This window comes from Pseudomonas sp. FSL R10-0399, from assembly GCF_009600165.1.
Lineage (GTDB): Bacteria > Pseudomonadota > Gammaproteobacteria > Pseudomonadales > Pseudomonadaceae > Aquipseudomonas > Aquipseudomonas helleri.
Genome location: NZ_WIWK01000003.1, coordinates 73,451 through 87,608, shown reverse-complemented (window position 1 = coordinate 87,608; position 14,158 = coordinate 73,451). Strand labels below are relative to the sequence as shown.

Here is a 14,158-nt window from a genome sequence, read left to right as displayed (position 1 = left end):
TGACGAGGTTTTGTGATGCCTGAATTCAATGCCCCGCTGCGTGACATGCGCTTTGTGCTGCACGAAGTATTTCAAGCGCCAGCACTTTGGGCGCGCCTGCCCGCTCTGGCCGAGCACGTTGATGCCGACACTGCTGATGCGATCTTGCAAGAAGCGGCCAAAGTCACCAGCCAATTGATCGCCCCTCTTAACCGCAGTGGCGACGAAGAAGGTGCGCAATGGCACGCGGGCAAGGTCAGCACGCCACAAGGGTTCAAGGCGGCCTATGACACCTATATTGAGGGTGGCTGGGTCGGCCTGTCAGGCAACCCGGACTTTGGCGGGCTGGGCATGCCCAAGATGCTCGCCGTGCAATTTGAAGAAATGCTCTACGCCGCCAACTCCAGTTTTGCCCTGTATTCGGCGCTGACAACCGGCGCCTGCCTGGCCATTGACGCTCACGCCAGCACGACGCTTAAAGAAACGTACCTGCCGCCGATGTATGAAGGTCGCTGGGCAGGCTCGATGTGCCTCACCGAAGCCCATTCCGGCACCGATCTGGGGCTTATCCGCACCCGTGCCGAACCCCGGGCCGACGGCAGCTTCAGCCTCAGTGGCAGCAAGATTTTCATCACCGGTGGCGATCAGGACCTGACCGAGAACATTGTCCATCTGGTCCTCGCCAAACTGCCGGACGCGCCGGCCGGGCCGCGTGGTATTTCGCTGTTCCTGGTGCCCAAGGTGCAGGTCAATGCCGACGGCATGCTGGCTCACGCCAATGCCGTGAGCTGCGGTTCTATCGAACACAAAATGGGCATCAAGGCGTCCGCAACCTGCGTAATCAACTTTGACGGCGCCCAAGGCTGGTTGATCGGCGAAGCCAACAAGGGCCTGGCGGCCATGTTCACGATGATGAACTACGAGCGCCTGTCCATCGGTATTCAGGGCATCGGCTGTGCCGAGACCTCATACCAAAACGCCCGTACCTACGCCCGCGAACGCCTGCAAAGCCGGGCGCCGACCAGTGCAGTAGCGCCCGACAAAATGGCCGACCCGATCATCGTTCACCCCGATGTGCGGCGCATGCTGCTGAGCATGAAAGCCATGACCGAAGGCGGCCGTGCGTTTGCCAGCTATGTGGGCCAGCAACTGGACCTGAGCAAGTACTCAACGGATGCGCAAGAGCAGCAGGACGCCGTAGCACTGGTGGCTTTACTGACGCCGGTGGCCAAGGCCTTTTTCACTGACACCGGGCTCGACAGTTGCGTACTGGGCCAACAAGTGTTTGGTGGCCACGGCTATATTCGTGAATGGGGACAAGAGCAATTGGTGCGCGATGTGCGTATCGCGCAGATTTACGAAGGCACCAATGGTATTCAGGCGCTGGACTTGCTGGGCCGCAAAGTGATTGCCAATGGCGGCGTAGCGCTGCGTTTGTTCACCGCACAGATCCGCGAGTTTGCCGCGCAACCGGGCAAGCCTTACCAGCACCAACTGTTACAAGCGGTGCAACGGCTTGAAGACTTGAGCGACTGGCTGCAAGCGCAAGCCAAGGTCAACCCCAATGAAATCGGCGCAGCTTCGGTTGAGTATCTGCAGGTCTTTGGCTATGTGGCATACGCCTGGTTGTGGGCGCGCATGGCAGATGTTGCCCAGGGCTCCCTTGAGGCGGATCCGGCGTTCTATACGGCGAAACTGGCCACGGCGAGATTCTATTTCAAGCGGCTTTTGCCACGCATCGACAGTCTGGAACAGTCGATACGCGCGGGCAGCGAATCACTGTTTGAACTGGACGCTGCGAGCTTTTAAGAGGCCCACTGAAAACGGCGGCCCTTTCGAGGCCGCCGTTTACGGGTTAGAGACTCAATTCATCCAGCACCAGCACCTCACGGTGCTCCAGCAAGTCCGCAACGGCCTTGGCCATCGCTAAATAGTGTGGCGTTGTTTTGTGGTGCTCGATGGCCGCCAGATCTTTCCAGCCTTCGATAAACACAAAGCGCTGCGGATCGGTACGGTCAATATGCAGATCGTAGAACGTGCAGCCTTCTTCTTTGCGTGAGCCTTCCACACACGCCAGCAGCGCTTGTTTGACGGTCGTTTCTTGACCGGCCTTGGCGCGCAATACAGCAACGATTTTGATGATGTTGGACATTTCGGCTTCCTGGGAGTGGTGTTCTTGAACACGCCAACCCTACTACGGCACAGAGACAGAAACATCTGTAGCGTGCAAAAAATTGGCCGCCAAGAACACCTTCAAAGGATTAGCGGGCCGCCTGGCTGGCCAGACGGCTTACGATGTCATCCTTGATTTTCAGCCGCTTCTCCTTGAGCGCCAGTAACACTTCATCAGTCACACCCAGCGCACTGGGCGCCTCGGCCTCTACCACCTGCTTGTCAGCCACTGTGTATTTCTCAATTAACGCAGCCAAGTGCGGGTCTTGACCTTTAAGCGTGTCGAGAGCCTCTTTGGAGAAGCCCAAATCCAATGGCAAATCATGTTTGACTGGCATAGATGCACCTCATTGAACGTTTCGGTGACGGTTTCAGACTCTGAGGATGAGCCTGCGCAAAAGGTTCCATCCGTGATGAACCCACTACAGCAATACCACGCATCCGGGCAGTGAGAAAGCCGCGCTTGTCTTTCTGTCAGCGAGCAATGAATGTGTACATAAAGCAATAGCCCCCCACACTGTCCTCTCCCGAAGGAGAGGAAACCGATTGGGGGATACTGAAGATACTTGATGGCCCAGGAGGCACCGTTTATGAATGGCTGCTCCAGAACAGCGCGGCGGCCGCTACCAGGATGACCAGGAAAAGAATGGCCCACGCATCGACTTTGCTGCTGGTTTTACGCACTTTCATTTGAGTTCTCATCGCATCGCCTTTTTTCGGTTTTATGGGTGAATGCTTAGAAGAATGTCTCTAAGTAAAGACCCGCAATACCCTTTGTACAAGTAAGTGATTGAGAATCAGCCTCTTATAGTCGCTTTGGTTCTTTGCATATGCTTAAACATCACTTTTGCGCATAACTACAAACTGGTATCTTGCGACCGCTCCGTGGGGAGTGCGCGGCCGTGCGCGCAGATAAGCTGTAAGCAGCCTGAGAACAGGACCTATATGTACGTATATGACGAGTACGATCAGCGGATCATCGAGGACCGCGTAAAGCAGTTCCGAGATCAAACCCGACGCTACCTGGCAGGGGAGCTGAGCGAAGAAGAGTTCCGCCCTCTGCGCCTGCAAAATGGCCTTTATGTCCAGCGTTTTGCCCCAATGCTGCGGGTTGCCGTGCCGTATGGCCAGTTGACTTCGCGTCAAGCGCGAATGATGGCAAAGATTGCCCGCGACTACGACAAAGGCTACGCCCACATCAGTACCCGCCAGAACGTACAGTTCAACTGGCCGGCTCTCGAAGACGTGCCCGATATTCTGGAAGAACTGGCGACCGTGCAAATGCATGCCATTCAGACCAGCGGTAACTGCCTGCGTAACGTCACCACCGACCAGTTCGCCGGTGTGGCGGCAGATGAGCTGATTGACTCGCGCCCATGGTGCGAAATCGTTCGTCAGTGGACCACCTTCCACCCGGAATTCGCCTACCTGCCACGCAAGTTCAAAATTGCGATCAATGGCTCGGCGTCTGACCGTGCCGCCATCGAAGTTCACGACATCGGCCTGGAGCCTGTGTTCAACGAAGCAGGCGATCTGGGCTTCCGTGTACTCGTGGGTGGCGGCCTGGGCCGTACGCCGGTGGTCGGCGCATTCATTAATGAATTCCTGCCGTGGCAAGACTTGCTGAGCTACCTTGAAGCCATCCTGCGTGTTTACAACCGCTATGGCCGTCGTGACAACAAGTACAAGGCCCGGATCAAGATCCTGGTAAAAGCCCTGACGCCTGAAGTCTTTGCTGAACGCGTTGAGGCCGAAATGGTTCACCTGCGTGGCGGCTCGACCACGCTGACCGAAGCGGAAGTTCAACGGATCGCCAAACACTTCGTTGACCCGGCTTATAAAGCCCTGCCTGACTTCGGCGCTGAACTGGCCGAGCTGGACAAGCAGCATCCAGGCTTTGCCCGCTGGCGCAGCCGCAACACCCTGGCCCACAAAAAGCCGGGTTATGTTGCCGTTACCCTGTCGTTGAAACCCACCGGTGTTGCGCCGGGTGACGTGACCGACAAGCAGTGGGACGCGATTGCCGATATGGCCGACCGCTACAGCTTCGGGCAGTTGCGCACCTCCCACGAGCAGAACATCATCCTGGCCGATGTTGAAGAAGGCCAGTTGTTCACCATGTGGGGCGAGTTGCGCGAACAAGGCTTCGCCACGCCGAACATTGGTTTGCTGACCGACATGATCTGCTGCCCGGGCGGTGACTTCTGCTCGCTGGCCAACGCCAAGTCGATCCCGATTGCCGAATCGATCCAGCGCCGTTTTGAAGACCTGGACTACCTGTTCGACATCGGTGAGCTGGACCTCAATATTTCCGGTTGCATGAACGCTTGTGGTCACCACCACGTCGGTCATATCGGTATTTTGGGCGTGGACAAGAAAGGCGCTGAGTTCTACCAGGTGTCGCTGGGCGGTAACGCCAGCCGTGATGCCAGCCTGGGCAAGATCCTTGGCCCATCGTTCGCACAAGATGACATGCCGGATGTGATTGAAAAGCTGATCGACGTCTATGTTGAAAAACGCAATGAAGATGAGCGTTTTATCGACACTTACCAACGTATCGGCATCGACCCTTTCAAGGAGCGCGTCTATGCAGCGAATAATTAAGAACAACGAGGTTATCGACGAAACCTGGCACTTGCTGCCAAAGAACGCAACCTTCGACGGTATTTCCAACTGTGACGACCTGATCGTTCCGCTGGCATTGTGGCGCGAGCATGCTCACGCCCTCAAAGCCCGTGACGGCGGCCTAGGTGTGTGGCTGGACAGCGATGAAGAAGCCGAAGAGATTGGCCAGGACGTTGAGCACTTCCAGGTGATTGCCCTGAACTTCCCGGCGTTCACCGATGGCCGCAGCTACTCCAACGCCCGTCTGCTGCGCGACCGCTATGGTTTCAAAGGTGAGTTGCGCGCCATTGGCGATGTACTGCGTGACCAGTTGTTCTATCTGCACCGTTGCGGCTTTGACGCGTTTGCCATTCGCGCTGACAAAGACCCGTATGAAGCACTTGAAGGCCTGAAAGATTTTTCGGTGACCTACCAGTCTTCATCCGACGAGCCGATGCCTCTGTTCCGTCGTCGTTAAGCACAGCGTGACAGCCCTGAGCGAACCTCAGGGCTGTTTACGTAGCGCTTAAATGTCTGGTGATTGTGTTTCGCCCGGAACAACCGGCGCTTGCACAACGTTAGTTTTCAATTCCATTTGGGTCAGTTGCTCTATAACGTCCGCAATGGCCTTTTTGCGCTCTTTGCCCACCCTTTCAGCCTCTTGACGGTATTCATCACTGCTGAGCGTAGCTCGCTTTGAGTACACCTCATCCAGCATCTCTTGATACTTGCTCATAACGGCTGTGAACGACTCCGGCGTTTTTTTCTGTAAGTAATCACTCCAGAATCCTTGCCCGGAAATTGAATGCACCAGCGCCGGCACTTGCTCTTGATCAAGCACATAACGCTTTGCGGTATCGAGATCAGTTGCTGATACGTTGGCAATATTGCCAAAGCGCATACTGGTTGGGCGTGCGGGCAACTCCAGCGGGCTGGCCAGATTGACGTGATAAAACATCTGGATCTCCAACGGGTCAAGACGGCGTATCTGCTGCTCTACACTGCCAGGGCTTAGCAGCTCTGCCAGTCTCATACCCTCTGCGCTCTCCAGGCGATAGGCAACCCCTTGCTGCTCTACCGCTGACATGTCCGCCAATGGCCTCGAAGCCAAATCCGGATTTGTCGCATCAACCAATTCTTGCAGTTGCTGCACATACTCGCTCTGCGTGGCGTGGATGGTAGCAATCCGCGCCTTGATAATGCTCAGCACATGCTTGTTGAGCATTTCGATACGAAACAACCCGCGCGCCAGCTTGAGCATTGCGCTCTCGCCTTGCTCCGAGTGCTCAGCCAGAAAAACCAGATGTTCCAGCTCCAGCTCTGCAAACACCATTGCAATGCCGTCACCACAGGTACTTAAGTGTCCAGCCATTGAAAAAAGACGACTGCGCAATTCGGTGCTGTCGTTGGCGGCTTTTAACAGCTTCCAGACACGCAGAGTCAAATCCGCCCGTGCGTTGGCAAATTGCGATGACGTACTCAGATCTTCAATGACCGCGAAAAATTCACCGGCACCTGGCTCACGCAGCAAAGCGTTCCACACACTGCTTTGCTCAGCAGTAGGCTCAACAGCCCAATGCTTGATCCCTTGTATTCGAGACACATGTTGACGTACATCCACCATGCCCAGGGTAATTTGCTGGCTATCGCGGTAAAGACCTAAACGTCTGATGGAGTCAGGGGTCAAAGGGTTGTCATGCAAAGAAGTCACACGATTAATCGAGCCCATTGACTCGGTCAAAATGGTACTCGGGATAAAACTGATAGCGTTGTTACGCAGGTCCAGCGTCTGCAGGTTTTCCAGTGTTTCTATACCTGTTGGCCACTGGCTCAACCCGGTGTAACGCAACATCAAATGCTGCAGGTTTGGCATCTGCTGCACATAGAAACTGCGGCCCAAAGGATTACCGGTCAGCACCAGTGATTTGAGTTTTGTCTTCGCCGCCAAGACGGCTGCACTCTCAGGGGTCAATACAATTTGATTGTTGCGCAGATTCAAATGTGTCAGCTCTGGCATGGCGGCAATAGAGGCCGGAAGCTCAGTCAACTGGGTGGTGTTGAGGGAAAGATGGCGCAGTTCTGTGAACTTCAGTAAAAAACTCGAGGGTACGGTGCTCGTGGTGTTGGACAGATGCAACGAGTGAATATGCCGAAAATCCGCCTCAAGAGGCGGTAAGGCATCCACTGGCCAACCGTTGAGATCCAGTTCGTAGCCAGCGACCCCATCCAGACTGATCGGCGTACTCAATCTGCGCCAAGCGCGAATCAGCGCCCGGCTCATGGCTCGTTTGGTTTGGACGGAGACCAAAGTGCACTGCCCTCTGAACGGATAGCTCCAGACACTGGCCTCTTCCCAGTCCTGTAACGTCTTGCGCAGCAGATCCAGCTCGGCTTTAAGTCTCACCAATTCACTAGCAGCCTGAATCGGCGTTTGCTGCAAGCGGTATAAATAATGTCCTATCTGGGTTTCCGACATGTTTGGGTAAATATCTTGAACCAACTCTTTTAATGCCAGCGGTTTGCTTGCGTCGAGCTGATGTCCGGACCGGCCTCCTAACGTGTAACCCATCCGCCCATCGGCCAGGCGCATGGGGGATTTAAACCAGGGTTTTATAGGTTGCATGCCCAATGCGCTTGCTGAGCTATCACGTTGCTTGGCTGCCAGCATGGCAACGCGTGACATGAAGTCTGAATAAGACAGGGTTGTGCCTGAGTTAAGCCCATTACGTTCGTTGTCCGTCAGCGATTTAAACACGCACGCCGTCAAATCCGGGCTGGTGAACGGTTGCCCCGCGCTTGTCCCGGAAAACTCATAAAGTTCGCCTTTTTTAAAAATCTCGCGCCTTGACGATCCGGTCTCGCCTTCAATGACAATTATTTGCTCGTTGTTCAGGCTGCTGCGCACTGAAATAGTCACCTTCTTTGGCCAGCCAGGCAGCTGCGCGATGGTTTTCCAGGCTAACGTTTGGCTGTCAGCGCTGCTCAACGCTTGGCAAGCGATCCCTTCAATTGCACGGTTTAAACGCAGCCTTTGCGCATAGATACGCGCCTCCTCAGCAGCACGCAGGGGTATGTGAGCACGGTAGGTGAGCGCAGACAGCTCATCCTGCGTCAGATGACTGACCAATTCTTCAAGCACATTTACCGGCAAGCCTGGAAATTGCTTGCTGATATTTTTTAGCGCGGGTTCAAGAACTGTGTCCGCTGCATAAAGGCTTGAAACCAGTGTGCGTTGGCTTGTGCGCGCCAGACTGCCTAATTTACGCGCCAGCACCAACGACTGCGCCTGCGTCCCTGTTACGGACTCCCCCAGCAATGTTTCGATCTGCGTCGCAGAGAGCGTCTCTAGTGTTGCGTCAAGCAACTCGCCCTTATTAATGCGCGCCTGACTGATTTCCGTCCTTGAATAGGCTCTTTCAGGGCTCACACCGAAGTCCTTGAAGGTTCCTCGCGGTAAGTCAACCACCCTCAGCCCCTGGCCTGTTGGCCAGCCGGACAACTGTGGTAACAGCTCAAGTTGCATCGGCGCGAAATCTGAAGTGGCATACACACCCTTAAGCATCTGCGACGAAAAATACTCAATTTGCTGACTTAATCGCATACGTTTGATGCAATCTGCCAACAAAGGCGGCCTTGGCAGCGTGTCGATGTACACCGCGCGCAACTCCCCCTCAGTTGTGCCGGTCAGTAACAGAATCAACTCGGCGGTCGCATCGGAAAATAGCTCTGTATCAGGGCCCAGACGCTTGAATAGCTTCAAGCGCGACCATTGCATCGGCGCATCAAACTCATGAGTCCAGGCCCCGCTACCGTTATGTCTCAGCAGGGGGCTATAGCCATCCGGGTTTCGTACCGGATCAATCGACATATACCCCTTACTGACGTCCCCTTGAACTTGATAGACCTTTTGCTCAAGTTGGAGGTACTTCACGCCCTCTAAATGGTAGAGCCCTTGAGCATCAGGCTTGAGCCCGGTCAAGATTTCTGGCCGACGCTCATAGGGCTTCAGGTCCGCTTTCCACAAACGTTTTTGACCATTACTGCGGGTAATTTGCGTCAGACGGTTGACCATAGTTGATGAACTTAACGACTTGGCAACACCTGGCACGGCGACCATTGAAAGGTTCTGCGCAACATCAAACAGGTGTTCAAGCGCAGCCACTTTGTCGTTACGCTCCCAGGCCTCAATGCCTTCGAAGATATCTGCCCCTAGCTGCACGACGCCAAACAGCAACATGAATTCGCCCACCACAGGCACAAACCCCAATGCCAGCGTCAGGGCGCTCAACCCTGCGTTCCACAAGGCGGTCTGCCGTTCAAGACGTGATTTGCTGTCTTCGTCTGCCGTCGGTATGACCAACAGGCGAGCGTCATCTTTAATCTGCGCCAGTTGTAACTCCCAGGACTTTTCAAAGGGGTTGCTCAACTGCGCAATCACCTCACATTCATTGAAGATTGCAGGCTCGTAAATAATAGGGGGGCGGAGTAATAACAGAGAGTCCCAGGCGACCTTTTTAAGATCTGTTCTTCTGATGAATTCGGCGCGATGACGCAAAGGCACCAACTTCATAAAGTAGTCGGCAAACTCACGTTGCGTGAGCCATTCGCGCAGTTCAACCTTGAATTTGTCGATGTCATCAAACGCATAAAAGGCCCGTTGCGGCGCTTGTGGCATGTACACGATACAGCGTTGCCTTTGACCCGCAGGAAGTTTATCTGGCCATAAGACAATCACACCGGCGACTTCAAACCCCATGAGCTTTAATGTGCTGTGAAGGTTGGGGATGGTTTGCACAGCGACATTGTGGTTCAGCAGTGTCGCCTGTATGAAATCATAGTGCTCGACCGTCACATGGTTTTTCATATAAGCCACTTGCAACTCCGTCACGAATTCAAGTCGCTTATTTGACACAAGCATCGACTTCAGTTTGAACCCTTTAGAGCGTTGATCCGTTATTGCAAACGCGTTATCAACGGGCGTGAACACACTGCCCAAATGGTCTTGATACTTTTTGCCCAAATTGAGCTCACGGCAAATACGCGCAAATTTTTCGGGCTCGTATTCAGGCAGATCAACCAACACATTTTTTTGCACCCCATAAATAGCAGTGCCCGTGTCAAATCCGCCTTTGACTGTTTCAGCCACCTCAAAATTCTGCAAAGCAGCCTGTAGCAGATCATGATGGCTGGTACTGGAAACCAGATTGACCTCCAGCGAACTGGGTATCAATGACTCCGGCAGCAGGAACTTGGCCAGACTATCAACCAGCTTGGTTTGCTGATTCGAAATAAACAAAACCGCATTGCTTAACAACCGGACCTGTTTAAAACCATGGCTTTTGGGGTTGATCGTTGTCCAGCCATTGGCAACCAGGGCGGCCTTTAACAAAGGCTCAGCAAACTGCTCTATCGGCTTGATGTCAGCAAATACTTTGGCAATCTCGGCTTGGGTCGTATGCCATTCCAGCATGGTCTTGCGTAACGTGTCACGCATCAACACCGACGTGTCTTTAAACCACGCAGGTATTTGTTTCGCGATTAAATCCTCATGGAGGTGCTGTACTTCGAGGTTGCCCCATTGGCTGGCTGTCAGCGGTTTCTCTTGAGCGGTAGACGTTTCGGGCAAGTCACGTGCATCTGTCATGGCATTAGCCTTCATCAGAAGTAGGGACTTCAGCTTATAGACAGCGCACGTATAAATTTAATGGAATAACTGATGACTAACTACTTAAATGCAACTGCAATTCGAGGGAAACCACTACATAAATAACGCACATTTAACAAACCCCCGATTGCGGTAATAAAACCGCAACCGGGACGCTAGTTACCAGAAACGCTGTTGGGTCAAACGGCTCCACAACGAATCAGCGACGCGCTCAGCTGAGTGGCTGGCAGCGAGCCCTACTCGCTCTTGCAAGCTTTTGCGCTGAACATAATGCAAGTGAAACAGCTGCGCTTGTTTGGCACGCTCAGACAAGTATTCATCGCTGGTTTTCAACTCATCAACCAGCAACTTGTCCACCGCGGCCACACCCAGCCAGACTTCCCCGGTGGCAATCTGATCAATCTCCAACTGCGGGCGGTACTCGGCCACGAAGTTCTTGAACAATTGATGAGTGATATCCAGGTCCTGCTGGAACTTTTCACGGCCTTTTTCGGTGTTCTCACCGAATACCGTTAACGTGCGCTTGTACTCCCCAGCGGTGAGTACTTCGTAATCAATGTCGTGCTTTTTAAGCAGGCGGTTAACGTTTGGCAACTGTGCCACCACTCCGATAGAACCTAAAATCGCGAACGGCGAGCTAATAATCTTCTGTCCAATACACGCCATCATGTAACCGCCGCTGGCGGCCACTTTGTCGATGCAGATCGTCAGCGGGATGCCGGCCTGACGAATACGCGCCAGCTGCGATGAGGCCAAACCGTAGCTATGGACCATGCCACCGCCGCTTTCCAGGCGCAAAACCACTTCGTCAGCCGGTGTGGCCAGCGTCAGCAATGCCGTAATTTCATGACGCAGGCTCTCGGTTGCCGAGGCTTTGATATCGCCTTCAAAGTCCAGTACGAAGACCCGTGGCTTTTCTTCCGGTTGTTTCTTCTGCTTTTTATCGACTTTGGCCTGCTGCTTGCGCAACGACTTGAGTTGATCCTTGGACAACAATGATTGCTCAAGCTTGTCGCGCAGGCCTTTATAGAACTCGTTCATCTTGCTGACTTGCAATTGCCCGGCAGTCTTGCGACCTCTGCCACGCAATGCTGCCAGGGTCACCAGGACTACCAGAATGGCAACCACCAGGGTGACGGTTTTAGCCAAAAAACTGGCGTATTCGGCAAGAAATTCCACAGCCTCTCCTTACAAACGCTTGCAGCCCTCGGGACAGGGCCACGTAATGCTGCCCAGCATACCGACGTGATACCGGGCCTGCCAGCCGTGAAACACCTTGTCGACGGTGCTTGCAGACAATTCAAACAAGCGTATGTTTTTTTATTGACAGGCTCCCGGCATCCTCCTAACCTCGCCAGACTTTCAACGTGCCGGGAAGCGGACGTGGGCATCATCTATTTGATTCGACATGGGCAGGCCTCATTCGGGGCAGACGACTACGACGTGCTGTCGCCTCTGGGTGTACGTCAGGCGCAAATCACAGGTCAGCATCTGGTTGACTTGGGGATACGCTTTGATCGCTGCCTGTCGGGTGATTTACTACGCCAGCAACACACCGCCGAACATGCCCTCGCCCAGTTCACTGCTGCCGGGTTAACCACGCCCGCACTGGAAATAGACCCGGCGTTTAATGAGTTTGATGCTTTCGGGATTCTCGATGCGCTATTGCCAGGCATTCTGCCGCAAGAGCCGAACGCCCTGCACACGCTGAAAAATGCGGCTGAACAGCCCGAAGAGTTCCAGCGCATCTTTGATCTGATTATTGCGCGCTGGCTCAGCGGCACCTATGACACCCCGCAGATCGAAAGCTGGCTGGCCTTTGTCGAGCGCGTACAAGGTGGTCTCAATCGTGTGCTTGACCACGCCGGCCATAAACAAAATATTGCCGTGTTCACTTCCGGCGGCAGCATCACTGCCCTGCTCCACCGGTTGACCCAAATTCCTGCCAGCGAAGCCTTCAAGCTGACCTGGCAAATCGTCAATACCTCGCTCAGCCAACTCAAGTACCGTGGCCGTGAGGTAACCCTGGCTTCCTTCAACAACCATGTGCATTTGCAGTTGTTGAAGACGCCATCGCTGATCACCTACCGATGAGCGTTGGCAACCGCGACCTGCGGGTCGCCGTAACCCACCCTAAAAGGATCGAACCATGACTTCTGTAGCTGATGCCGTTCAAGCAATGAAAGCCAAATTCAACCCAGCCGCTGCTGCCGGCCTGGACCTGGTATTCGGTTTTCGCATTGATGAAGACAAGCACTTCTCGCTGGTAGTCAAAGACAGCACGTGCGAACTGCTGGAAGGCGAAAACCCGGACGCACAAGTGACTCTGGTGATGGACGGCGAAACTCTGGAAGGCATCGTCAGCGGCGAAACTGACGGCATGCAAGCATTCATGGGCGGCAAGTTGCGCGCTGAAGGCGACATGATGCTGGCCATGAAGCTGAGCGAACTGTTCCCGTCGTAAGCCACACGCAACATTCCGAAACCGAAGCCCCGTGCTTCGGTTTTTTTTTAGCTGTGCTTCACTCAATGCCAATCAAGGGCACTGATTATTCACTAACACGCGTACCTATTAAGGCTGTGCTTGGGGTTACGGCGCATTAGATTAGCGAATGTTGTCAGGTCACAAAAATAAGCAGAAGAGATAAACATGACGCTTACCGACTCATCTACCCGTATCCGTTCTGGCGAAGAGCTCGACGCCAGCCAGATTGATTCTTATCTCAAAGCTCATATTCCGGGGCTTTCGGGGCAGCCGACAATTAGCCAGTTTCCGGGTGGGGCCTCAAACCTGACCTACTTGCTTGAGTACCCGGGCGTCGAGTTGGTCCTTCGCCGCCCGCCGTTCGGCCATAAAGCCAAGTCGGCTCACGATATGGGCCGAGAATTCCGCATTCTCAACCAACTCAAGAACGCGTTCCCGTACTGCCCCAAAGCCTATGCCCATTGCACCGATACCAGCCTGATCGGTTCCGAGTTCTATGTGATGGAACGGGTCAAGGGCATCATTTTGCGCTCAGACCTGCCGCGCGAACTGGCGTTAAGCGCCGACGATACCCGGACCCTGTGTAAGAGCTTTATCGACAAACTGGTCGAGTTGCATCGGGTTGATTACGCCGCCTGCGGTCTGGGCGAACTGGGTAAGCCAGAAGGGTATGTCCAGCGCCAGATATCGGGCTGGAGTGATCGCTATGAAAAAGCCCTGACCCCCGATGCTCCGCTTTGGAAAGAGGTCAAGGCGTGGCTGAACGCCAAGATGCCCGCCGACCATTCAACCCCTGCGATTGTTCATAACGACTTTCGCTTCGATAACGTGATCCTTGATCCAAACAACCCGATGCAGATCATCGGCGTGTTGGACTGGGAACTAACGACCATTGGTGACCCGCTGATGGATTTGGGCAATACCCTCGCCTACTGGATCGAAGCTGACGACCCGGCACCGGTCCAACTGATGCGCCGACAGCCCAGCAATGCCCCCGGCATGTTGACCCGCCGTGAGTTCGTCGACTACTACGCCGAACGATCAGGGATTCAGGTCGATAATTACGACTTTTACTACACCTACGGGCTGTTTCGTCTGGCCGGTATCGTTCAGCAAATTTACTACCGCTACTACCACGGCCAGACCCGGGACAAACGCTTTGCACCGTTCGTACATATGAACGCACTGCTTGAGCAGATGAGCCTCAAGGTCATCCACCAGTCCAGCCTTTAAGCCCGCGATAAACAGGGAAT

10 protein-coding genes are annotated in these 14,158 nt (G+C 54.2%); 6 read left to right on the top strand and 4 right to left on the bottom strand.

The genetic code is table 11. The annotated features are described in order from the left end of the window. Positions 1-15 precede the first annotated feature (15 nt). Positions 16-1,788 (top strand): acyl-CoA dehydrogenase C-terminal domain-containing protein, encoded by a 1,773-nt coding sequence (locus GHO41_RS01585; RefSeq protein WP_153432756.1) that lies wholly within the window; start codon positions 16-18, stop codon positions 1,786-1,788. Between the two features lie 46 nt (positions 1,789-1,834). On the opposite strand, the gene GHO41_RS01580 is transcribed toward GHO41_RS01585, so the two are convergent. Together GHO41_RS01580 and GHO41_RS01575 are read right to left on the bottom strand one after the other, a co-directional pair. Next, complete coding sequence (locus GHO41_RS01580; RefSeq protein ID WP_048390444.1) at positions 1,835-2,131, bottom strand: putative quinol monooxygenase; 297 nt, start codon at positions 2,129-2,131, stop codon at positions 1,835-1,837. Positions 2,132-2,240: 109 nt separating this feature from the next. Beyond that, positions 2,241-2,489, bottom strand: coding sequence for a DUF465 domain-containing protein (locus GHO41_RS01575; RefSeq protein ID WP_048371676.1), 249 nt, complete (start codon positions 2,487-2,489; stop codon positions 2,241-2,243). A 607-nt stretch (positions 2,490-3,096) separates the two neighbouring features. Between GHO41_RS01575 and GHO41_RS01570 the strand changes: the two genes are divergently transcribed. Continuing rightward, positions 3,097-4,755, top strand: a complete 1,659-nt coding sequence (locus tag GHO41_RS01570) for a nitrite/sulfite reductase (protein ID WP_048371678.1) — start codon at positions 3,097-3,099, stop codon at positions 4,753-4,755. Beyond that, positions 4,739-5,233 carry a DUF934 domain-containing protein gene (locus tag GHO41_RS01565; protein ID WP_153432754.1) on the top strand — a complete coding sequence of 165 codons (495 nt, stop codon included), beginning with the start codon at positions 4,739-4,741 and terminating at the stop codon, positions 5,231-5,233. Before GHO41_RS01570 ends, GHO41_RS01565 begins: the two co-directional genes overlap by 17 nt. A 48-nt stretch (positions 5,234-5,281) precedes the next feature. Here GHO41_RS01565 and GHO41_RS01560 read toward each other — a convergent pair whose 3' ends face one another. Both GHO41_RS01560 and sohB read right to left on the bottom strand, forming a co-directional pair. After that, on the bottom strand, positions 5,282-10,399 hold the full coding sequence (locus GHO41_RS01560; RefSeq protein ID WP_178126454.1) for an NEL-type E3 ubiquitin ligase domain-containing protein: 5,118 nt from the start codon (positions 10,397-10,399) through the stop codon (positions 5,282-5,284). A gap of 180 nt (positions 10,400-10,579) precedes the next feature. Further along, positions 10,580-11,599 (bottom strand): protease SohB, encoded by a 1,020-nt coding sequence (gene sohB / locus GHO41_RS01555; protein ID WP_371928798.1) that lies wholly within the window; start codon positions 11,597-11,599, stop codon positions 10,580-10,582. Between the two features lie 204 nt (positions 11,600-11,803). Here sohB and GHO41_RS01550 point away from each other — a divergent pair, with 204 nt between their 5' ends. From GHO41_RS01550 to GHO41_RS01540, 3 genes are all read left to right on the top strand, one after another. Then, entirely contained in the window at positions 11,804-12,514 is a 711-nt protein-coding gene (locus tag GHO41_RS01550) for a histidine phosphatase family protein (RefSeq protein ID WP_371928797.1), read from the top strand. A gap of 55 nt (positions 12,515-12,569) precedes the next feature. After that, entirely contained in the window at positions 12,570-12,884 is a 315-nt protein-coding gene (locus GHO41_RS01545; RefSeq protein ID WP_123749121.1) for an SCP2 sterol-binding domain-containing protein, read from the top strand. A 186-nt stretch (positions 12,885-13,070) separates the two neighbouring features. Continuing rightward, complete coding sequence (locus GHO41_RS01540) at positions 13,071-14,138, top strand: phosphotransferase family protein (RefSeq protein WP_153432749.1); 1,068 nt, start codon at positions 13,071-13,073, stop codon at positions 14,136-14,138. Positions 14,139-14,158: the final 20 nt, after the last annotated feature.

What these genes read in the sequence shown, in the direction of transcription:
- GHO41_RS01585 (WP_153432756.1), top strand. Translation starts at nt 16, where the DNA reads ATGCCTGAATTCAATGCCCCGCTGCGTGACATGCGCTTTGTGCTGCAC.
- GHO41_RS01580 (WP_048390444.1), bottom strand. Translation starts at nt 2,131, where the DNA reads ATGTCCAACATCATCAAAATCGTTGCTGTATTGCGCGCCAAGGCCGGT.
- GHO41_RS01575 (WP_048371676.1), bottom strand. Translation starts at nt 2,489, where the DNA reads ATGCCAGTCAAACATGATTTGCCATTGGATTTGGGCTTCTCCAAAGAG.
- GHO41_RS01570 (WP_048371678.1), top strand. Translation starts at nt 3,097, where the DNA reads ATGTACGTATATGACGAGTACGATCAGCGGATCATCGAGGACCGCGTA.
- GHO41_RS01565 (WP_153432754.1), top strand. Translation starts at nt 4,739, where the DNA reads ATGCAGCGAATAATTAAGAACAACGAGGTTATCGACGAAACCTGGCAC.
- GHO41_RS01560 (WP_178126454.1), bottom strand. Translation starts at nt 10,399, where the DNA reads ATGACAGATGCACGTGACTTGCCCGAAACGTCTACCGCTCAAGAGAAA.
- GHO41_RS01545 (WP_123749121.1), top strand. Translation starts at nt 12,570, where the DNA reads ATGACTTCTGTAGCTGATGCCGTTCAAGCAATGAAAGCCAAATTCAAC.
- GHO41_RS01540 (WP_153432749.1), top strand. Translation starts at nt 13,071, where the DNA reads ATGACGCTTACCGACTCATCTACCCGTATCCGTTCTGGCGAAGAGCTC.